A 19,557-nucleotide genomic window follows, 5' to 3' on the forward strand; every position below is an offset into this window, starting at 1 on the left:
CGGTACTCGTCAGGGGCGGAAGGGCCGCCGGGGGTAGGTTCACCGCCGGGAGGTGATCAGCGTGCCCGCGACCCGGTGGGACGTCCTGCTCGCGATCGGCGCCGGCGGCGCGCTGGGCAGCCTCGCCCGGTACGGCCTGTCGGTGGCGATCCCGCACGCCCGCGGGGAGTTCGCCGTCGCGACACTGCTCACCAACGTGCTCGGCTGCCTGCTCATCGGCGTCCTGATGGCGCTGCTGACGACCGCCGCGCACCCCCACCGCCTCCTCCGGCCGTTCCTCGGCATCGGGATCCTCGGCGGCTTCACGACCTTCTCCACCTTCGTGACCGACACCCTCGACGCGGCGACGACCGGGCGGGTACTGGGTTCGCTCGCGTACGTCCTGGGGTCGGTGGCGCTCTGCCTGGCCGCGGTGGCCGCCGGCCTCACGGCGACCCGCGCGATAGCGGGGCGGCCCGGGTGACCCTGGTGCTGGTGGCCCTCGGCGGGGCGGCGGGCTCGATCCTGCGCTACCTGACCGACCGGCGCGTGCAGGCGTGGCGGGACTCGCCGTTCCCCTTCGGGACGCTCACGGTCAACCTCGTGGGCTCGTTCATCCTGGGCTTCCTGAGCGGCTGGCTCCTGCACGGCGCGGAGCCGTCGTCGGTCCGGTCGCTGGTGGCGGTGGGCTTCTGCGGCGGCCTGACGACGTTCTCGACGTTCGGCTACGAGACCGTCCGGCTGATCATGGAGAAGGCGCGGCCGTACGCGGTGCTGAACGTGCTGGTGACGGTGGTCGCGGGCCTGGCTTCGGGTGCACTGGGGCTGCTCCTGGCCACCGCGGTCTTCGCCTAGGCGAGTCCGGTCAGCTCGGCCGACAGCGCCCAGAGGCGGTCCGCGAGAGCCGCGTCCAGTGCCCATTCCTTGACCCCGTGCGGGTGGTCGGCGAGGTCGGCGTCGTCGGGGACGGGGTAGGCCTCCTGACCGTCGTCGAGGTAGTGCCCGCCGGTGTGGGCGAACTGCGGCGCGACGGCGGCGACGACGCTGGTCGCCGCACCCTGCGCGACGGTCTTGTAGGCGAAGATCCCGGCCGCCTCGGCCGCGGCGAGGGACTGCTTCTGCGCCTCCGTGAAGTCGCGCTGCAGCCCGGTCGCGACGCCGCCGGGGTTCACCGCGTTCGCGAAGATGCCGTCGGCCGCCCACCGCTGGGTGGCTCCCACCGCGAACAGGGAGTTCGCGGTCTTCGACCGGGCGTAGGCGATCTGGGGGTCGTAGTCCCGGCGCTCGAAGTGCGGGTCGTCGAAGTCGACGCCGGCGCGCATGTGCGCGGTCGAGCTGACCGCGACGATCCGCGCCTCGCCGCGGTCCGCGGCCCCGTCCGCGAGGGCGTCACGCAGCCCGCGAGCGAGGTCGAAGTGGCCGAGGTGGTTCGTCGCGAACTGCAGTTCCCACCCCTCCCGGGTCCGGGCCAGGCCGCCGGTCACGAGCCCGGCGTTGGCGACGAGCAGGTGGAGCGGGCCGGCCCAGTCGCCCGTGAACCGGCGGACGGATGCCCGGTCCGCGAGGTCGAGCGGCCGGACCTGAGGACGGTGCGCCGCACCCGAGTCCGCGATGGCGGCGGCGACCACCTCGCCACGGGCGAGGTCGCGGACGGCGACCGTCACCTCGGCGCCCGCGGCGGCCAGCACCCGGGCCGTTTCGGCCCCGAGGCCCGAAGACGCGCCGGTCACGACCACGCGGACGCCGGACAGGTCGAGGCCGGCCACGACCTCGGCCGCGGTGCTGGTGGCGGTGAAGGGCGTGCGGATCAGTTCGGCTGAGGTCATGACTCGACTATACGAACTAAGCAGAAGTTGTAAAGTGCGTCTGCTAGGCTCGCCTCATGGCTCCTGCAGCATCGAACGCACCATCGAACGCCGCCGAGGCCGGCCGCCGTGACGCGGTGCTCGAGTCGGCGTTGCTCACCTTCGCCCGCCACGGCTACCGGAAGGCCTCCATGGAGGAGGTCGCCCGCGCGGCGCGGATCTCGCGGCCGGGCCTGTACTTCCTGTTCGAGTCCAAGGAAGCCTTGTTCCGGGCCGCGGTCGGCCGGGCGCTCGAGGAGGACCTGGCCGCGGCCGAGCGCATCCTCGCCGACACCGGCCGTCCCTTGCCCGAGCGGCTCATCGGCGCGTTCGACCGGTGGACCGGGCGCTACCTCGGACCACTGAGCCGGGACGTGACCGGTGTCATCGAGCAGAACCCGGACCTGCTCGGCGAGCTGACCGAGACCGCGCCGGCGCGCTTCGAGCGGCTGATCACCGACGCGGTGGCCGAGACGGCGGACCACGCGAAGGCGGTCCGCGTCGCCCAGACCTTGATCAGCGCGTCGATCGGGGTGAAGCACCAGGTCGAGACGCGCGAGGCGTACCTCGAGCGGCTCGCCGCCGCGGTGGCCCTGCTCGTCGGCTGAGTCAGCGCGGCGCCAGGCCCCGCACCTGCTCGAACGGATCCCCGCCGGTCGGCAGCAGCGCGATGATCGGCGTGGTCAGGCCGTTGTCCACATAGGACTGCACCTGCTCGCGGCACGACTCGACGCTGCCGTGGATCACCAGGTCGTCGACGACCGCGTCCGGGATCACCTGGTTCGCCTTCTGCCGATCCCCGGCCGCCCACGCTTCGTGCATCGGCGCCAGCGCTTCGCCGCGGCCGAGCCAGTCGTGGAACGCCGCGTACACCGGGACCGTCAGGTAGCTCGAGATCAGCATCCGGCCCAGGCCGCGCGCCGCCTCCGCGTCCTCCGTCGGGCAGACGAAGATCCGGGCCGCCAGCTCGACGTCCGGGCCGATCACCGAGCGCACCTTGGGGACGTCCGACGCCGCGAGCCAGTTGGTGATCGCGCCGTCCGCTTCGCGCGCTGCCAGGCGGAGCATGCCCGGGCGCAGGGCCGCCAGCATGATCGACGGCGGCGGGTCGGCCGGGCGTTCCAGCCGGAACTTCGAGACGGCGAACGTGTCGTACTTCTCGCTGACCTTCTCCCCCGTCAGCGCGGAACGCAGGAACCGCAGCGTGTCCCGCGAGCGCGCGAACGGTTCCTCGAAAGCGGCTGCGTTCCAGTTCGAGACGATCACCGGCGACGACGCGCCGATGCCGAGGACGAACCGGCCCGGGGCCAGCTCCGCGACCGTCGCCGCCTGCATCGCCAGCAGGCCGGGCCCGCGCGTGTAGACCGGGACGATCGCCGTGCCCAGCCGCAGCTGCGGCGCCCACTGCGAGGCCAGGACCAACGGCGTGAACGCGTCCGTGCCGGCCGTCTCGGCCGTCCACGCGTCGGTGTAGCCCAGGTCCGGCAGCTGTTCGACCAGCTCGCGGTGTGCCGTCAGCGGCACCCCGGTCAACGGGATCGTGAGGCCCCAGCGGCTCATGCAGTCTCCTTCTCCACGGCGGAAAGCTCGCGCAGCAGCCAGTCCACCTGCGTGCGCATCAGGTTCTCCGCGACCTCTTCGGCCTGCGGCGTCATGTGGGTGGCGCCCGCCAGCGGCAGGAAGACGTGCGATCGCCCCTTCGCCAGCAGCGCCGACGACAGCCGCAGCGAGTGCGCGACGAACACGTTGTCGTCGGCCAGCCCGTGCACGATCAGCAGGGCCCGGCTCAGCTCCGCGGCGCTCTCGATCAGCGAGTTGTGCGCGTAGCTCTCCGGCTCGTCCTGGGGCTTGCCCAGGTACCGCTCGGTGTAGTGCGTGTCGTACAGCGACCAGTCGGTGACCGGCGCGCCCGCGACCGCCGCGTGGAAGACGTCCGGCCGCCGCAGCACCGCCAGCGCCGACAGGTACCCGCCGTAGGACCAGCCGCGGATCGCGACACGCTCGACGTCCAGCTCGGGGAACCGCGCCGCGGCCGCCTGCAGCGCGTCGACCTGGTCCTGCAGGGTCACGTCGGCGAGGCGCCCGTGGATCTCGCGCTCCCACACCGCACCGCGCCCGGGCGTGCCGCGGCCGTCCGCGACGAGCACCGCGAAGCCCTGGTCGGCGAGCCACTGCGACGTCAGGAACGCGTTGCGGCTCTGCAGGACGCGCTGGGCGTGCGGTCCGCCGTACGGGTCGAGCAGCACCGGCAGCTTGCCTTCGCTCGGCTCGTAGCCGCGCGGCAGGAGCAGCGCCGCGCGCAGGCCGCGCTCCCCCAGCGTCAGCCAGGTCAGGTTCGGCACGATGTCCGGGTCCACAGTGGACGAGGCGATCGACGCGGCTTCCGCGCCGTCCCGCAGCACCGAGACGCGCGGGCCGCTGTGCTCGAGGCTCCAAGACGAAAGCACGGTGACCGCGGCGGACCCCGCCCCGACGTGCACGCCATCCACAGTGGACAAACGCCGGACCGACGAACCTTCGGTGCGGAACACGTGGATCTGCGTCGGGTCGTCCTCGGAGGCGCTGAACAGGATCTCGTCGCCGACGTCGAGCACGGCCCGCAGCTGCAGCCCGGCCGGGGTGACGGCCTCGCCGCCGACGAAGAGCCGGTGGTCGCCGTCGACCATGCCCTCGACGACGAGCCGCCCGTCCGGCGTCCAGGCCGGGACGCCGCCGACGATGTCGATCCAGTGCTGGTCGGTCGCGGTGTGCACGACCGACGTGGTGCCGTCGGTGACGTCGAGGGCGAGCACGTCCATCCGCTTCTGGTCGCGCGGCTCGACGGCCAGCAGCGGCGCGCCGCCGGCCGACCAGTGCACCGAGGCCAGGTACTCCCAGTCACCGGGGGCGACGTCCACGCGGGATCCGTCCAGCCCGAGCACCGCCAGGGACACGAGCGCGTTCGTGGTGCCCGCGGCCGGGTAGGCGACGACGTTCGCGGGGTGCTGCGGGTTGGCCGGGTCGGCGATGGTCCAGCGCGGCACCGGGCCGCGGTCGGAGCGCTCGGCCAGCAGGCTGCGGCCGTCCGGGGACCACCAGTAACCGCGGGTGCGGTCCATCTCCTCGGCCGCGATGAACTCGGCGAGGCCCCAGGCGATGTCCTCGCCGTCCTCCTCGACGAGGACGCGGTCGTCGCCGGTGGCCAGCTCCAGCACGTGCAGCCGCCGGTTCTGCACGTACGCGACGTGCGTCCCGGCCGGGTTCGGGCGCGGGTCGATCACCGAGCCGTCCACGCGCAGCGTCACCTCGCCGGACGCGAGATCCAGGGTGTAGAGCTTGCCCGAGAGCGAGAACGCGGCGACGGTGAAGCCGGCGTCGACGCTGTAGTGGACGACGCCGCCGCCGGTTTCACGGGCGCGTTCGCGCCGCGCCCGCTCTTCGGCGGGCAGCTCCTCTTCGCCCGGCAGCAGCTCGACGGCGTCGACGAGCTTCGTCTCGGCGCCGGTGGCCAGGTCGGCCGACCAGAGGCTGTGCCGGGGGTCGGTGCCCGACTCCGCGCGCAGGAACAGCACGCGCGAGGCGTCCGGGGCGACCCGGAACTCCTTGGGCGCGCCGAGGGTGAAGCGCTGGGTCCGGGCCTGCTTGCGGAGGAACGGGAGGTCGTCGACTTCGGTCACGTCCGCACTCTTCCAGACGATCACGACGGGACGCCAACACCCTTCAGCTTCGCCAGCTCCGCGGCGACGTCGAAGCCCGGGTCCGGGAACCGCGGCTTCAGGTCCGCGAGGGTTTCGATGAGCAGCTCGGCGACGGCCCAGTTCCGGTACCACTTGTGGTCGGCGGGCACGGCGTGCCAGGGGGCGTGCGCGGTCGACGTCTTCTTGAAGATGTCGGCGTAGGCCTCCTGGTAGGCCGGCCAGTGCGAACGCGCTTCGAGGTCGCCCGGGTTGTACTTCCAGTGCTTCTCGGGCGTCTCCAGCCGGGCCTTCAGCCGCTTGAGCTGCTCTTCCGGCGAGATGTGCAGGAACACCTTGACGACGGTCGTGCCCGCGTCCGCCAGCTCCTGCTCGAAGGCGTGGATCTCGCTGTAGCGGCGGCGGCGCTCCGCCGCGGTGAGCAGCCCGGACACGCGGGGAACCAGGATGTCCTCGTAGTGGGAGCGGTCGAAAACGCCGATCTGGCCGGCGGCCGGCAGCTGCTTGCGGATCCGCCAGAGGTAGTGGTGGCGGCGCTCGGCCGCCGTCGGCGCCTTGAACCCGGCGTAGCGGACGCCCATCGGGTTGACCAGGCCGAGCACGTGCGAGACCGTGCCGCCCTTGCCGGAGGTGTCCATGCCCTGCAGCACGAGCAGGACGCTGCGCCGGCCGCCGCCGACGCCCTCGGCGTAGAGCGCCTCCTGCAGCGTGGACAGGCGCTCGCCCGCGCTTTCGAGCTTCGCGAGGGCCTTGGGTTTCTTGCCGGGCCCGACCGGCGCCGAGCCCGGATCGGGCAGCTCCCCGGTGACCCGCAGCGCGTCCCGGACCCGGCTTCCGTCGTCCTTCTTGGCCATCCCGCGACGATAGCCACTCGGGCGGTGGCTTTCCTGTCGACGCACCCGGGGGACCGGCTCGCAGCGATTCGGGGGTCGAAGCCGTGGATTGCGCAACGAACAACGGGTGAAAGCAATGATTCCCGGCTGAACTCTGCGTGTTCTGCCTCTAACCTGAACGTATGACGACGTTCGCCGGCCGGGAGACCGCCGCCCCCACCGCCGCGAGCTTCATCGAGCTCGACGAGCGGTGGAGCACGCACAACTACCACCCGCTGCCCGTCGTGATCGCCGAAGCCGCCGGCGCTACGGTCACCGACGTCGAAGGCCGGTCCTACCTGGACTTCCTTTCCGGGTACTCGGCGCTGAACTTCGGCCACCGCCACCCGGACCTGGTCGCCGCCGCGGTCGAGCAGCTCGGCCGCGTCACGCTGACGTCGCGGGCGTTCCACCACGACCAGCTGGGCCTGTTCTGCCGCGAGCTGGCCGAGCTGACCGGCACCGAGCTCGTGCTGCCGATGAACTCGGGCGCCGAGGCCGTCGAGTCCGCCGTCAAGATCGCCCGCAAGTGGGCGCACCGGATCAAGGGCGTGCCGGACGGCACGGCCGAGATCATCGTCGCCGGCTCGAACTTCCACGGCCGGACCACCACGATCGTCTCGTTCTCGACCGACGAGACCGCGCGTGCGGACTTCGGCCCGTTCACGCCGGGCTTCGTCACGGTGAAGTACGGCGACGCCGCCGCGCTGCGCGACGCGATCACCCCGCGCACGGCCGCGGTGCTGCTGGAGCCGGTGCAGGGCGAAGCCGGCGTCATCGTGCCGCCGGAGGGCTACTTCGCCGACGTCCGCGCGGCGTGCGACGAGCACGGCGTGCTGCTGATCGCCGACGAGATCCAGTCCGGCCTGGCCCGCACGGGCACGGTGCTGGCGCTCGACCACGAAGGCGTCCGCGCGGACCTCTACACGCTGGGCAAGGCCCTCGGCGGCGGCATCCTGCCGGTGTCGGCGGTGGCCGGGCGCCGCGACGTGCTGGGCGTGCTGAAGCCGGGCGAGCACGGCTCGACCTTCGGCGGCAACCCGCTGGCCTGCGCGGTCGGGCGCGCGGTGGTCAAGCTGCTGAACACGGGCGAGTTCCAGCAGCGGTCGACGGAACTGGGCGCGCACCTGCAGACGCGGCTGGGCGAGCTGATCGGCACCGGGTTGTCCGAGGTCCGCGGGCGCGGGCTGTGGGCGGGCATCGACATCGCCCCGGGCGGGCCGTCCGGCCGCGAGGCGTCCGAGGCGCTGGCGACGCGCGGCGTGCTGTGCAAGGAGACGCACGAGCGCACGCTGCGGGTGGCGCCGCCGCTGGTGATCACCCGCGAGGAGCTGGACCGCGGCATCGACGCGATCGCCGCGGTCATCCGCCCCTGAACCACCGGATGCCGCCGGGTGAGCCTCCCACCCCGGCGGCATCCGGAGCACAACCCGGCCCGCCGGGAGCAGAACGTCCCCTTCGGACGTTGTGCCCGGTATGGGATCAGGGGACTGGGTGGAGCGGCCGCTCGTCGGCGCCGACAGCGTCACGCCGGCCGAGCTGTACGAACGGGGGAAGCGGCTCCGGGACAAGACTCCCGCCGCCGTGCACGACCACGAGGCCGCCGGGCCGGACCGGCCGAGCCCGAAGCAGTACTTCGACGCCGGCAACGCCGGGCGGCTCCCCGAGCTGGCCGAACTGCGCCGGGAACGCATGCTCGCGTCGCCGTTCACCTTCTTCCGCGGCGCCGCCGGGCTGATGGGCGCCGACCTCGCCGGCACGCCGTCGTCCGGGCTCACCGCGCAGCTGTGCGGCGACGCCCACGCTGCCAACTTCGGGCTCTACGGCACGCCCGAAGGCAAGATCGTGATGGACATCAACGACTTCGACGAGACCGTCCCCGGCCCGTGGGAATGGGACCTCAAGCGGCTCGCGGCCAGTCTCGTGCTCGCCGGCCGCGAGGGCGGCATCGGCGAGTCCGGCTGCCGCGAAGCCGCCGAAGACGCCGTGAAGTCCTACCGCCGCACCATCCGCGCGCTCGCCGACCTGCCGTTCCTGCGGTCGTGGAACGCGCTGCCGGACTCGTCGGTGCTGTCCAAGGCCCGCGCGGACGAGCTGATCGACGACTTCGCCGACGCAGCCGAGAAGGCCCGCAAGAACGACAGCGCGAAGGTCTCCGCGAAGTGGACCGAGCGCGTCGACGACCACGAGACCGGCCTGGCGCGCCACCGGTTCGTCGAGGACCCGCCGGTGCTGACGCACGTCGACGAGCGGACCGCCGAGGCCGTCGCCGCCGGCCTGGTGTCCTATGTGGACACCCTGCGCGAGTCGCGGCGGACGCTCATCGCGCGCTACCGGATCGCCGACGTCGCCTTCCGCGTGGTCGGCACCGGCAGCGTCGGGCTGCGCAGCTACGTCGCCCTGCTGCACGGCAACGACGACGAAGACTTGGTGCTGCAGGTGAAACAGGCGCAGAAGCCCGCGCTGGCGCCGTACCTGGACCTGCCGGAGGCCGAGCACGAAGGCCGCCGGATCGTCGACGGCGCCCGGCTGGTGCAGGCCGAGACCGACGTCCTGCTCGGCTGGACCACGATCGACGGCGTCCCGTACATCGTCCGCCAGTTCCGGAACCTCAAGGGCGACATCGACCCATCGGAGCTGGAGCGCGACCACCTCGACGACTACGGCCGCCTGGCGGGTGCCCTGCTGGCTCGCGCCCACACGCGCTCATTGCACCCGAAGCTCCTCGCGGGCTACTTCGCCGACGACTCCGAACTGGACGAAGCGATGGGCGCGTACGCGGTGCGGTACGCCGACCGGACGGAAGCCGACCACGCCGCCTTCTCGGCGACCTAGGTGTACTGACCCGTGAGGTTGGGGACGCGGCTGGCAGGTGGTTGGCCTGCGAGTGCGGTGTGGCCGCGGTGGTGATTGTAGGTGTGCAGCCAGCCCGGTAGGGCTTGGCGGCGTTCGGTCTCGGACCGGTAGGGCCGGTCATAGGCCCATTCCTCGAGCAGGGTGCGGTTGAACCGTTCCACCTTGCCGTTGGTCTGCGGCCGGTAAGGCCGGGTGCGCTTGTGCACGATCTGCGCGTCGCGCCACAGACGTGAGCGGTAGCAGGACCCGTTGTCGGTCAAGACCCGGGTGACGGTGATCCCGCAGCTGGTGAAAAACGCCTGCGCCCGGATCCAGAACGCGGCCGCGGTTTCCTTGGTCTCATCGGACAGGATCTCGGTGTAGGCCAGGCGGGAGTGATCGTCCACGGCGTTGTGCAGGTAGCTGTAGCCGAGGTTGGCGCGGTTGCTGAGCGTGCGAGGCCGGGCGGGGTCGCGGTGGGCGTTGCTGTTGCGCTCCCCGACAGCCCGGCCGAGGACCTTGTGCCCGCCGCCGTCGGGGATGTTGCCCAGCTTCTTGATGTCCACGTGCACCAGATCACCGGGCGCGGGATGTTCGTAGCGGCGCACCACCCGACCGGTGGCCCGATCCAGATGCCTCAGGCGAGCCAGCCGGTAGCGGACCAGCACGCGGTGGACGGTGGAGGGGTTCAACCCGAGCAGGTAGGCGATCCGGGCCGGTCCCCACCGGCGCAGCACCCGGACCTTGATGATCCGCCGCTCAGTCCGGGTCGGGGTCCGGTTCGGGCTGGTCACCGGCCGCGACGAGCGGTCGGTCATCCCCGCTTCACCCAGGTCGCGGTAGCGGCCGGCCCACCGCGCAGCGGTGGAGACCGACACCTGGAACCGTTCCGCAGCCCGCCGCAACGGCCACCGGTCTTCCACGACACAGCGGGCCAGCCGCAATCTCCCGGTCGCAGTCAAAGGTGCGTTAGCGTGAGTCACGAAGGGCCTCCGTTGATCGGTGTAGACGTCGCAATCCACACCGAACCCGGAGGCCCTTCCCTACATCAAGATCATCCGATCACGTGTCACCACGATCGCAACCTCCCCGGACAGAACACCTAGGTCGCCGCCAAAGCCGCGACGTCGGCCGCGCAGCCCCAGGCCAGGGTGATCCCCGCACCGCCGTGGCCGTAGCAGTGCACGACCTCGCCCACCCGTTCCAGCCGCACCACCGGCCGGAACGGGCGCAGGCCCACCGCGGACCTCAGCACCTCCGCCCCCGCCAAGGCCGGGACCAGCTCGCGGCAGCGGCGCACGATGTCCGCCGTCACGCCCGGGTTGGGCTCGACGTCACCGCGGCCCGGCTCCTCCGTGCCGCCGCAGACCACGTGGCCGCCGTGCGGGATGACGTACGTGACGCCCGGGCCCGTCTCGTCGACCACGAACTCCGTCAGGCCCGGGTCGCTCAGGTGCACGACCTGCCCGCCGACCGGGACCATCGAGCCGTCGCCGGCCAGGGGGCCCGCGCCGAGGCCCGCCGCGTTGACCACCGGGCCGAGGTCCGCCAGCGACGTCAGCGACCGGTACTCGACGCGCGCGCCCAGCGAGACCACCTGAGCCAGCAGCCACTCCAGGTACACCGGCGCGTCGACCAGGGCCGTCGTGAACACCAGGTGGCCGCCGTCGCGCACCGGGTCGATCATCGCCGGCAGCCACTGCGGCTCGGGTTCGCCCGGGGCCAGCAGGACCCGCCCGCGGCGGAAGCGCACCCCGGGCGCCTCCTGCGCGCGCAGCACGGCGAGGGTCTCGGCGGTCCAGCGCACGATCCGCTTGTCCGGGCGGCGCACCGGCGGGTACAGCACCCCGCCCGCGGTCGCCGAGGTCGTCTCCCCCGGCGGAGCCGCCGCGACGACCGTGACGTCGTGTCCCGCGCCGGCCAGCCGGTACGCGCAGCTCAGGCCGATGATCCCGGCCCCCGCCACCGTGATGTGCATCCGTTCCTCCTCTCCCGGCATCGTGGCAGACGGGTGCGTCACGGAGTCACGGCTACCCTCTCGCGGGTGAGGACGATGTGGGTGCCGGCCGCGGTCTGCGGGCTGCTCGCGGTGCTGCTGGGGCTGCCGTTCGCCGGCGGGACCACGCCCGGCGCCGTGGACGCGACGGTCGGCGGCTGGATAGCGCACCTGAGCCCGGGCGTGCTGCGGGCGCTGGTCCTGCCGACCGAGCCGTACGTGGTGCTCCCCCTCGGCGTGCTCGCCGTGGTGCTGTGCCTGCGCGCCGGTCGGCGGACGGACGCCGTGTTCGCGCTCGGCGCGCCGGTGCTCGCAATCCTGCTGACAAGCTGGCTGCTGAAGCCGCTCTACGACCGGTGGAAGAACGACACGCTGGTCTACCCGAGCGGCCACACGGTGAGCCTGGTCGCGGTGCTGACCGTGCTCGTCCTCGTCACGCGCAAGGTGGCCGTCGTGGTGCTCGCCGCGCTGGCGCTGTCCGCCGCGACGATCGGCCTGGTCGGGATGGGGTACCACTACCTGACCGACGTCGTCGGCGGCACGCTGTTCGCGGTCGCCGTCGTGCTGCTCACGTGGCCGGCGCCGCGTCCCGAGCCAGCGCCGTCAACCGGCTGACCGCGCGAACCCGCACCGGACTCGGTCGACAAAGAGGCGTCACCCTTCCGGTCAGTTGCCGACCCAATATTTCACTGTCAGACTGAAACAAGTTGTCCACGCCCGGTCGGGCCTGCCGAGAGGTGATCAACCGCATGAAGGTCTTTCTTTTGCGGGGCGACCCCTGCCCGGACCGGGTTTCGTGCCCCCACCTCTTCGCCACCGATCGCGGAACACACATCGTGCAGGGACACTCGAGCACCGACCTCGCTCGACAACCCGGCCAGGCAGTCGTGGAAATCCCGTTGACGCTGATCCCCGAGATCGCCACCCGCAACCATCCCGATCTCCACCTGACCGACCGCGGCACTGCGGTGATCCGCGGCGCGAAGGTCACCGATGCCGAAACCCTGGCCGCCATCAGGCTGCCGGCTGACGAGGACGTCGTGGAACTCGCACAGAACTTCTTGCCCACATGGGAGGCCTTGCCCGATGCTCGATGAAGAGGCGCTCGGAAGGTACATCGACGAGCATTACAACCGAACCCTGTTTCGCCTGGAGACACTTCCGCAATACCTGGTCGATTCCGACGGGGAAGACTTTCGGCGCTACACAGCCGGGCTGCCCGGTCCCACGATGTCCCGCAAACAACCGTGGCTCGACACGCTGCGCACCGAACGCGATCGCGGCCTTTACCAGCACCGCGTGCACGTCTGGCACAGTCCCCTGGGGGACTATCTGCGGTACGAGTGCGAGTGGGGTTACGCCTACAACGCTCGAGCAGGCGAAGACATTCGCATACTGGACACAGCCGAGCAGGCCAAACCCGCGGCGATCATCGATGAGGACTTCTGGCTCATCGACGACACTCACGTCGCGAAAATGCACTACGACCCCGAGGGGAGGTTTCTCGGCAGCACGATCGCGAAGCCCGGCGAGATTCAGCGGTACCGGGACGCACGAGACGCAGCCTGGCAGGCGGCGGTACCGTTCGTCGACTACTGGACCGACCACCGCGAGTACTGGCGGGATCCCCTCGTCACTTGATCGCCCGCCAGGCGAAAGGGCACGATGAAGCCGCCGACGAACCCGCTCTCGGAGCAGCTTCGGGATCTGCGGATGCAGGCGAACCTGTCCGGGAGAGAGGCGGCCAAGCTCTCCGGCCTCTCACCGGCCAAGATCAGCCGGGTGGAGACCGGGGCGTTCATGCCCACCCCACCGCAGGTGGACAAGCTCTGCCGCGTCTACCGGGCACCGGATGACGTTCGGCGTCACCTGGTCGAGCTGATCGAAGATCTCCGCGAAACCAGCCATGCCGCCCGTGTTGTGCTCCAGCGTGGCGGCTGGCAGATGCAGGAACGCATCGGCCGGATCGAGGCCGCGGCGAAGCTGGTCAGGAGCTTCTCGCCGGACACGATGATCGGGCTCCTCCAGACCGAGCCGTACATCCGGGCGTTGATGGGCGACGCCCTGCAGGGCGAGAGCCTGGAGCGCACCGTGCGGGCACGCCTGGACCGTCAGGTCGTGCTCGACTCCGGCCGCAAATTCCGGCTGATCATGTCCGAAGGCGCCTTGCGGTGGAACATCGGCGGCGCCGAGGTCATGCTCGATCAGCTCACCCTGCTGAGCGAGCTTCGGCACCGGGACAACGTGCACCTCGGCGTCATCCCTTGGACTACTCGAACCGACATGCCCGGCGCCCACGCCTTTCATCTCTATGACACCCGGGCCGTGATCGTCGGCACCATCAATGCCACCGCGATCATGACGAACAGCCGAGACGTCGCCGAGTACGAATCATGGTTCGACCGGCTCGAAGCGATCGCCTCCTTCGGCGACGAAGCGCAGGCTGTTCTGGAGCGCATCGCAAAGGACTACCGAAGCCTCGTCTGATCAAAGCAACGCACACCTGCAATCAACCCATCTCCGAATCGTTGCAGTCTCATACTGAAACAACCCTTCTGGAGGCATCTGCGATGACGCCCGTACCCACGACATCCGGCGACCGCACCCCGATCGGCGTGGCCACGCACGACATCACGGTCGTCTGCGGCGAGTGCGGTGGCAACGGATGCAAGAAGTGCAACCAGACCGGCACGGTCACGATCGTCGAATAGTGGCCGGCCTGCACTGTCTCCCGCCCGGCCTGCAGCCGGAGACGTTCACCTACGCCGACGGACGGCAAGTCACCGTTTACCGGGCGCCGTACCGGAGTGAGGGCCCCATCCTCATCGACGAGCACGGAAAACCCGTGCTCTGCTACATGTTCGCCGAATACGTGTTCCGCTGGCCCGAGCGAACCACCCGGGTCGACATCGGCCACGGATCGATCGGCAAGCACATGGGACTACGGCAGGGAGTCACCATCACCGGCCGGTGGTCACCCGGCAGGCTGGCCGAATTCGGTCAGCACTGGGTGGCCGAGCACTTGCGCAAGTTCGGGATCCCCTGACCTCACGTGGTCGGCGCCGCGTCCCGAGCCAGCGCCGTCAACCGGCTGACCGCGCGCAGGTACTTCTTGCGGTAACCGCCGTTCACCATCTCCTCGGTGAACAGCGACGGCAGCGGCTCCCCCGAGACGACCACCGGGATCGCCCGGTCGTAAAGCCGGTCGGCGAACGCGACCAGCCGCAGGGCCACGTTCTGGTCCGGCGCCGGGTGGACACCGCGCAGGTGCACGCGGGTGACACCCTCGAGCAACCGGCCGTAGCGCGAAGGATGCAGCGAAGCCAGGTGCTCGCACAGCGCCTCGAAGTCGTCCACAGTGGACCCTTCGTGCGCGGCGACGGACTCCTCGAGGACCTCGGGCGTGACCGGCGGCGGCGCGTCCGGCAGGCCGCGGTGGCGGTAGTCCGGGCCGTCGACGCGCACCACGCCGAACCGGGCCGACAGCGACTGGATCTCGCGCAGGAAGTCCTCGGCGGCGAACCGGCCCTCGCCGAGCTTCTCCGGCAGCGTGTTCGACGTCGCCGCGATGTGCACGCCCGCGTCCATGAGCTCCTGCAGCAGCCGCGTGACCAGCGTGGTGTCGCCCGGGTCGTCCAGCTCGAACTCGTCGATGGCCAGGATCCGGTGCTCCGAAAGCCGCCGCACGGCCTCGGCGAAGCCCAGCGCGCCGACCAGGTGGGTCAGCTCGACGAACGTGCCGTACGCCTTGGGCGAGGGCGCCGCGTGCCAGGCCGAAGCGAGCAGGTGGGTCTTGCCGACGCCGAAGCCGCCGTCCAGGTAGAGCCCCATCGGCCCGGCCGGCTCCGAAGAACCGCCGAAGAGCTTGAAGCGCTTCTTCTCCTTGCGCGCGTCGACCTTGGCGGCGAACGCCGAGCAGGCCTCGACCGCGGCGGCCTGGCTGGGCTCGTCCGGGTTGGGGATGTAGGTGTCGAACCGGACGGCGTCGAAACGCGGCGGCGGCACCAGCGCACCGATCAGCTCGTCGGCGGACAGCTCGGGACGGCGGTCGGTGAGGTGCGCGGGCATGGTCGCAGAGCCTAACGGCGCCGCGCGACCCGGCGAGCGGCGATGTCCCCCGGTCGAGACGCACTTCACGCCCGTGCTGGGATTGTCGCGTGCGGAGCGTGTGGCCCTCTTCGACGGGCGAACTGACCGGGGTCGACCTCGAGGAGATCTACGCCTACCCAGCAGACCTGGACCGCCCCTGGGTGCAGGTCAACTTCGTCGCCTCGGCCGACGGCGCCGTCGAGGTCGACACGACGTCGGCGGGCCTTTCGCACGCCGCCGACCGGCGGGTCTTCCTGCTCGGGCGCGACCTCGCCGACGTGATCCTGGTCGGCTCCGGCACCGCCCGCGCCGAGGACTACCGCGGGGTCGTCGCGGGCCCGAAGCGCCTGGAACGCCGCCGCCGGCTCGGGTTCGACGGCGTCCCGCCGATCGCCGTCGTGACGCGCACCGCGGAGCTCGACCCGGCGTCGCGGCTGTTCACCGAGACCGTCGTACCCCCGATCGTGGTCACCACGGAGTCCGCGCCGACCGGCGCCCTCGAAGCCGCCGGGGCGGAGATCGTGCGCGCGGGCAGCGGCGACGTCGACGTCCGGCGCGCGCTCGAGCTGCTCGCCGCACGCGGGCTGCGCCGCGTCGCCTGCGAGGGCGGGCCGCGGCTGTTCGGCCGGCTCGTCGCGGACGACCTCGTCGACCAGCTGTGCCTGACCGTCGCGCCGCTGCTGGTGGCCGGCCCGGCCGCCCGGATCGCCGCGGGACCGGTGGCCGTGCCGCGGCGGCTCGCGCTGGCGTCGATCCTGGTCGAGGACGGCTTCACGTTCCTGCGTTACCGCCGGGACGCGGGGTGAGCGACGACGCCGACCTGGCCACCCGGGCCGCGGCCGGCGACGACGCCGCGTTCGGCGCGCTCGTGCGGCGGCACACCCCGCGGATGTACCGCGTCGCGCTGCGGATCACCGGCAGCGCCGCCGAGGCCGAGGACGTCGTGCAGGATTCGTGGCTCGCCGCGTGGCGCTCCCTCGCGTCCTTCCGGCACGAGTCCGCGGTGTCGACCTGGCTCTACCGCGTGGTCACCAACAGCGCGCTCGCGCTGCTGCGCCGTCGCCGTCCCACGGTCTCCCTCGACGAGCCCGCCGACCGGTCCACTGTGGACACCGCGCTGCTCGCCGCCGCGGTCCCGGGCCCCGAAGGCCGCGTCGTGCGGGCCGAAGAGGTCGACGCGGTGCTCCGCGCGATCGGGCGGCTGGAGGTGTCCCAGCGCGTGCCGCTGGTGCTGCGCGAACTGGAGGGCCTGAGCTACGAAGAGGTCGCCGAGGTGCTCGACGTGAACGTCGGCGCCTTGCGCTCGCGGCTGCACCGGGCCAGGGTGGCGCTGCTCGCCGAATTGAGGGAGCGGTGATGGCCGAGCTTCAGGACCCCGAGCGGGACCCCCGCTGGGACGCCGTGCGCGCCGCGGCCCGGCGCCGGGTGCCGACGCCGCCCGGGCTGGTCGAACGCGTGCTGCGGGCCGTCGCGCGCGGCCGCCGGACGGCCGTGGAGGTGCCCGGCGAGACGGGCAGCCTGCGCGTCACCGAAAACGTCGTCGCGCGGCTCGCCTCGGCGATCGCCGACGAGCGGGCACCCGGCGAGGTGCGGGTTTCGGCCGTCGCGGTCGAGGAAGACGCCGTGCAGGTGCTCGTGTCGGTGCGGTTCGGCGTCGCCGCCGACGCGGTGGCCGAAGCGCTGCGGCAGGAGATCACCACGGAGCTGTCCCACCGGCTCGGCGTCACCATGACGGTGAACGTGCACGTCGTGGACGTCCACCCTGGCTAGCCGTTCCCCCGATCGGGGGACCTTGCGTGAGGTTCTCGCCTTCGCGGGCATCGTACGGGCGAGAGACCGCCGCGAGAGGAGCCCGCACGCATGCACCCGGAACGGACCGAAAGCCCCGGCACGGTGACCCCGCTCAACGAAGACGGCGCCGCCGGCCGCACCACGATCTCGTCGGTCGTCGTGCAGAAGGTGGCCGGCCTGGCCACCCGCGAGGTCGCCGGGGTGCACGCCCTGGGCGGCGGCGGGGTGTCGCGCGCGCTCGGCGCCCTGCGCGAACGCATCCCCGGCTCCGGCACGGTGACGACCGCCGGCGTCGCGGTGGAGGTCGGCGAGAAGCAGACGGCGATCGACCTCGACGTCGTCGTCGAGTACGGCGCGCGCATCGCGGACGTCGCCCGCGCGGTGCGGCGCAACGTGATCACCGCCGTCGAGCAGATCACCGGGCTCGAGGTGATCGAGGTGAACATCGCCGTCAACGACATCCACCTGCCGGGCGAGGAAGAGCCCGAATCGACGCGGGTGGAATGACCGGGCGCGGCACGGGCGACGCGGCGGGCCGGGCGGCCTTCCGCGCTTTCGTGCGCGCGCACCACCCGGACGTGGGCGGCGATCCGGCGGAGTTCGCGGCCGGGCTGGCCCGGTTCCGGGCGGAGTCCGCCCGGGTGTCCGAAGTGGACTCCCGCTACGACGCCCCGGTGAGCTTCGTCGAGCACCGCCGCGGGATCGCGGCCGTCGTGGCGCGGTTCCGCCGCCGCCGCCGTCCGCCCCGGGTGCGCTGAGGCGCACCTTCCGTACCGTCCAAGCCGTCCTAGGAGGACACGTGAACGCAACGCAGACCGGGCTCCTGGCCGGGCTGATCCTCGGCCTGGCCGCGACCCAGGGGTTCACCGCGTTCCTGGTGACCCTGGCCCTCGGCATCATCGGCCTGGTCGCCGGCCGGGTCCTCGACGGCGAGCTCGACCTCGGCGAGCTCTTCGGCAAGGGCCGCGACAAGTGAGCCGCGTCCTGGACGTGCCGCGCGAGCTCGCCGAACCGGCCGAGCGCGGCACCCTCACCGTCGGGCACGCCGTGGTGCGCAAGGTCGCCCAGCACGCCGCCGACCAGGTCCCGGGCACCACACGCGACGGCAAGAAGGGTGCCAAGGCCAAGGTCGGCGGCCTCGACAACGACGTCGACCTCGCGCTCGACCTCGCGCTGCAGTACCCGGCGCCGGTGCGGACGGTCGTCGACGTCGTGCGGGAGAAGGTCACCGACGAGGTCGAACTGCTCACCGGCTACCACGTGCGGACCCTGGCCGTGACGGTGTCCGCGCTCCTGCCGGACGTGCCGCCGAGGGTGCGGTAGCCGTGCGCCCGCTCGTCCGCCTCCTGTCCACCCTGCTCGCCCTGGCCTTCGCGGCCGCCGGCGCGCTGCTCGCGCTCGAAGTCGGCTGGCACTGGTTGCGCCCGGCCTCGGGCCCCCTGCTCGTACCGTGGCCGCGCTGGCAGGCCGGACTGGCGTCGCTGGGCTGGGACGCCTACGCGGTGCGCGTCGGCGCCGGCGTGGTCGCCGCCGCCGGCCTGCTCCTGCTGCTGTGCGCGCTGGCCGCCGGGAGCCGCGCGATCCGGCTCACCGACCCGGCCGACGAGGTGAGCGTCTCGACGTCGCCGCGTTCGCTGGCCCGGCTGGTCGGGCTCGCCGTGCGCGCGCAGGACAACGTCGCCGGCGCGACGGTCACCGCGAGCGCCCGCCGCGTCCGCGTCCGCGCGAAGAGCGCCCTCGAAACCGAAGGCGAGCTGCGGCCGCGCCTGCTGGCGACGGTGTCCGCACTGCTCGACGACGTCCCGCTCGTGCGGCAGCCGAAGGTCTCGGTCGTCGTCGACTCCCCCAAGGACCGCCGATGACGAAGTCCGTCGCCGCGAAGGCGCTTTCCCGGTCATACACCGGCGAACGCACGCTGACGTTCCTCGTCGGGCTGTTCGCCCTGCTCGGCGGAGCGCTCGCCCTGGTGGTCGGCTTCGGCGTGCTCGGCGAGTTCCGCGGCCGCCGGCCGCTGCTCGACCCGATGGCCCTCGAGTGGCTCGGCGGCCACGCCACGCCCGCCCGGATCGTCGCGATCGTGCTCGGCGTCCTGCTGCTCGTGCTCGGCCTGCGGGGGACGCTGCGGTCGCTGCGCCCGGAGCCGCGGCCCGACGTGGACCTCGACCGCACCGAAGGCGCGGAGCTCGTCGTCACCGCCGCCGCGATCTCCGGTGCGGTCCAGGCCGACGCTGAACAGCTCGACGGCGTGAGCCGGGCCCGGGTCCGCGCGGTCGGCTCGCGGACGGCTCCGGCGTTGCGCGTCACGCTGTGGCTGCACGAGGGCACGGACCTCAAGAGCGTCTGGGAAGACCTGGACGCGCGCGTCCTGACGAGGGCGCGGGAATCGCTCGGGCTCGACGTCCTGCCCACCGCCGTCCGCCTGGAACTCGACACGAGCGCGCCGAAACGCGTGCGCTGAGCGGCGTCTTTCCGCAGAA

General features: G+C 72.1%; 27 protein-coding genes. 20 read left to right on the forward strand and 7 right to left on the reverse strand.

Features of this window, described 5'->3' with window-relative positions; genetic code table 11:
- Positions 1–52 precede the first annotated feature (52 nt).
- Both AB0M83_RS33600 and crcB read left to right on the forward strand, forming a co-directional pair.
- The gene (locus AB0M83_RS33600; RefSeq protein WP_364523183.1) at positions 53–463 is read left to right on the forward strand and encodes a CrcB family protein; all 411 of its coding nucleotides are present in this window, start codon (positions 53–55) and stop codon (positions 461–463) included.
- Positions 460–834, forward strand: a complete 375-nt coding sequence (crcB, locus tag AB0M83_RS33605) for a fluoride efflux transporter CrcB (protein ID WP_364523185.1) — start codon at positions 460–462, stop codon at positions 832–834. The genes AB0M83_RS33600 and crcB overlap by 4 nt, the downstream gene beginning before the upstream one ends.
- Here the strand turns inward: crcB and AB0M83_RS33610 are convergent.
- Positions 831–1,805: an SDR family NAD(P)-dependent oxidoreductase gene (locus tag AB0M83_RS33610; RefSeq protein ID WP_364523187.1), complete on the reverse strand. Its 975-nt coding sequence runs from the start codon at positions 1,803–1,805 to the stop codon at positions 831–833. The two genes, crcB and AB0M83_RS33610, sit on opposite strands and share 4 nt — an antisense overlap.
- A 56-nt stretch (positions 1,806–1,861) precedes the next feature.
- On the opposite strand from AB0M83_RS33610, the gene AB0M83_RS33615 reads away from it, so the two are divergent.
- Positions 1,862–2,431 (forward strand): TetR/AcrR family transcriptional regulator, encoded by a 570-nt coding sequence (locus AB0M83_RS33615; protein ID WP_364523189.1) that lies wholly within the window; start codon positions 1,862–1,864, stop codon positions 2,429–2,431.
- A gap of 1 nt (position 2,432) precedes the next feature.
- On the opposite strand, the gene AB0M83_RS33620 is transcribed toward AB0M83_RS33615, so the two are convergent.
- From AB0M83_RS33620 to AB0M83_RS33630, 3 genes are read right to left on the reverse strand one after another with little or no spacing between them, the layout of a single operon-like run.
- Positions 2,433–3,383, reverse strand: coding sequence for an LLM class F420-dependent oxidoreductase (locus AB0M83_RS33620; protein WP_364523191.1), 951 nt, complete (start codon positions 3,381–3,383; stop codon positions 2,433–2,435).
- On the reverse strand, positions 3,380–5,479 hold the full coding sequence (locus AB0M83_RS33625; protein ID WP_364523193.1) for a prolyl oligopeptidase family serine peptidase: 2,100 nt from the start codon (positions 5,477–5,479) through the stop codon (positions 3,380–3,382). The genes AB0M83_RS33620 and AB0M83_RS33625 overlap by 4 nt, the downstream gene beginning before the upstream one ends.
- A 20-nt stretch (positions 5,480–5,499) precedes the next feature.
- Positions 5,500–6,351 carry a PPK2 family polyphosphate kinase gene (locus AB0M83_RS33630; protein ID WP_364523195.1) on the reverse strand — a complete coding sequence of 284 codons (852 nt, stop codon included), beginning with the start codon at positions 6,349–6,351 and terminating at the stop codon, positions 5,500–5,502.
- A gap of 161 nt (positions 6,352–6,512) precedes the next feature.
- On the opposite strand from AB0M83_RS33630, the gene rocD reads away from it, so the two are divergent.
- Both rocD and AB0M83_RS33640 read left to right on the forward strand, forming a co-directional pair.
- Entirely contained in the window at positions 6,513–7,745 is a 1,233-nt protein-coding gene (gene rocD / locus AB0M83_RS33635) for an ornithine--oxo-acid transaminase (RefSeq protein ID WP_364523197.1), read from the forward strand.
- A gap of 100 nt (positions 7,746–7,845) precedes the next feature.
- Positions 7,846–9,204: a DUF2252 domain-containing protein gene (locus AB0M83_RS33640; RefSeq protein ID WP_364523199.1), complete on the forward strand. Its 1,359-nt coding sequence runs from the start codon at positions 7,846–7,848 to the stop codon at positions 9,202–9,204.
- On the opposite strand, the gene AB0M83_RS33645 is transcribed toward AB0M83_RS33640, so the two are convergent.
- Together AB0M83_RS33645 and AB0M83_RS33650 are read right to left on the reverse strand one after the other, a co-directional pair.
- Complete coding sequence (locus AB0M83_RS33645) at positions 9,201–10,187, reverse strand: IS481 family transposase (RefSeq protein WP_364523250.1); 987 nt, start codon at positions 10,185–10,187, stop codon at positions 9,201–9,203. The two genes, AB0M83_RS33640 and AB0M83_RS33645, sit on opposite strands and share 4 nt — an antisense overlap.
- 119 nt (positions 10,188–10,306) lie before the next feature.
- Positions 10,307–11,182: an FAD-dependent oxidoreductase gene (locus tag AB0M83_RS33650; RefSeq protein ID WP_364523200.1), complete on the reverse strand. Its 876-nt coding sequence runs from the start codon at positions 11,180–11,182 to the stop codon at positions 10,307–10,309.
- Between the two features lie 81 nt (positions 11,183–11,263).
- Here AB0M83_RS33650 and AB0M83_RS33655 point away from each other — a divergent pair, with 81 nt between their 5' ends.
- From AB0M83_RS33655 to AB0M83_RS33680, 6 genes are all read left to right on the forward strand, one after another.
- Positions 11,264–11,815, forward strand: coding sequence for a phosphatase PAP2 family protein (locus AB0M83_RS33655; protein ID WP_364523252.1), 552 nt, complete (start codon positions 11,264–11,266; stop codon positions 11,813–11,815).
- Positions 11,816–11,949: 134 nt separating this feature from the next.
- Positions 11,950–12,297 (forward strand): hypothetical protein, encoded by a 348-nt coding sequence (locus tag AB0M83_RS33660; protein WP_364523202.1) that lies wholly within the window; start codon positions 11,950–11,952, stop codon positions 12,295–12,297.
- Positions 12,287–12,841: a DUF6879 family protein gene (locus AB0M83_RS33665; RefSeq protein WP_364523204.1), complete on the forward strand. Its 555-nt coding sequence runs from the start codon at positions 12,287–12,289 to the stop codon at positions 12,839–12,841. Before AB0M83_RS33660 ends, AB0M83_RS33665 begins: the two co-directional genes overlap by 11 nt.
- A 24-nt stretch (positions 12,842–12,865) precedes the next feature.
- A complete protein-coding gene (locus AB0M83_RS33670; protein ID WP_364523205.1) occupies positions 12,866–13,687 on the forward strand; it encodes a helix-turn-helix transcriptional regulator in 822 nt (273 codons plus the stop codon).
- 83 nt (positions 13,688–13,770) lie between these two features.
- Entirely contained in the window at positions 13,771–13,911 is a 141-nt protein-coding gene (locus AB0M83_RS33675) for a hypothetical protein (RefSeq protein ID WP_364523207.1), read from the forward strand.
- Positions 13,911–14,246, forward strand: a complete 336-nt coding sequence (locus tag AB0M83_RS33680; protein WP_364523209.1) for a hypothetical protein — start codon at positions 13,911–13,913, stop codon at positions 14,244–14,246. The genes AB0M83_RS33675 and AB0M83_RS33680 overlap by 1 nt, the downstream gene beginning before the upstream one ends.
- Positions 14,247–14,248: 2 nt before the next feature.
- Here AB0M83_RS33680 and zapE read toward each other — a convergent pair whose 3' ends face one another.
- Positions 14,249–15,268, reverse strand: a complete 1,020-nt coding sequence (gene zapE, locus AB0M83_RS33685) for a cell division protein ZapE (protein ID WP_364523211.1) — start codon at positions 15,266–15,268, stop codon at positions 14,249–14,251.
- An 89-nt stretch (positions 15,269–15,357) separates the two neighbouring features.
- Between zapE and AB0M83_RS33690 the strand changes: the two genes are divergently transcribed.
- The 9 genes from AB0M83_RS33690 (at position 15,358) to AB0M83_RS33730 (ending at position 19,538) form a co-directional block, all read left to right on the forward strand.
- On the forward strand, positions 15,358–16,095 hold the full coding sequence (locus AB0M83_RS33690; protein ID WP_364523213.1) for a pyrimidine reductase family protein: 738 nt from the start codon (positions 15,358–15,360) through the stop codon (positions 16,093–16,095).
- Entirely contained in the window at positions 16,092–16,646 is a 555-nt protein-coding gene (locus AB0M83_RS33695) for a sigma-70 family RNA polymerase sigma factor (RefSeq protein WP_364523215.1), read from the forward strand. The genes AB0M83_RS33690 and AB0M83_RS33695 overlap by 4 nt, the downstream gene beginning before the upstream one ends.
- Entirely contained in the window at positions 16,646–17,059 is a 414-nt protein-coding gene (locus AB0M83_RS33700) for an Asp23/Gls24 family envelope stress response protein (RefSeq protein WP_364523217.1), read from the forward strand. The genes AB0M83_RS33695 and AB0M83_RS33700 overlap by 1 nt, the downstream gene beginning before the upstream one ends.
- Before the next feature lie 90 nt (positions 17,060–17,149).
- Entirely contained in the window at positions 17,150–17,587 is a 438-nt protein-coding gene (locus AB0M83_RS33705; RefSeq protein ID WP_364523219.1) for an Asp23/Gls24 family envelope stress response protein, read from the forward strand.
- The gene (locus AB0M83_RS33710) at positions 17,584–17,838 is read left to right on the forward strand and encodes a hypothetical protein (RefSeq protein ID WP_364523221.1); all 255 of its coding nucleotides are present in this window, start codon (positions 17,584–17,586) and stop codon (positions 17,836–17,838) included. The genes AB0M83_RS33705 and AB0M83_RS33710 overlap by 4 nt, the downstream gene beginning before the upstream one ends.
- Positions 17,839–17,879: 41 nt before the next feature.
- Complete coding sequence (locus AB0M83_RS33715; protein ID WP_043781197.1) at positions 17,880–18,056, forward strand: hypothetical protein; 177 nt, start codon at positions 17,880–17,882, stop codon at positions 18,054–18,056.
- Complete coding sequence (locus tag AB0M83_RS33720; protein WP_284745306.1) at positions 18,053–18,403, forward strand: Asp23/Gls24 family envelope stress response protein; 351 nt, start codon at positions 18,053–18,055, stop codon at positions 18,401–18,403. The genes AB0M83_RS33715 and AB0M83_RS33720 overlap by 4 nt, the downstream gene beginning before the upstream one ends.
- Before the next feature lie 2 nt (positions 18,404–18,405).
- Complete coding sequence (locus tag AB0M83_RS33725) at positions 18,406–18,942, forward strand: DUF6286 domain-containing protein (RefSeq protein WP_364523223.1); 537 nt, start codon at positions 18,406–18,408, stop codon at positions 18,940–18,942.
- A complete protein-coding gene (locus AB0M83_RS33730; protein WP_364523225.1) occupies positions 18,939–19,538 on the forward strand; it encodes an alkaline shock response membrane anchor protein AmaP in 600 nt (199 codons plus the stop codon). The genes AB0M83_RS33725 and AB0M83_RS33730 overlap by 4 nt, the downstream gene beginning before the upstream one ends.
- Positions 19,539–19,557 lie beyond the last annotated feature (19 nt).

The organism is Amycolatopsis sp. NPDC051106, assembly GCF_040682775.1.
Lineage (GTDB): Bacteria > Actinomycetota > Actinomycetes > Mycobacteriales > Pseudonocardiaceae > Amycolatopsis.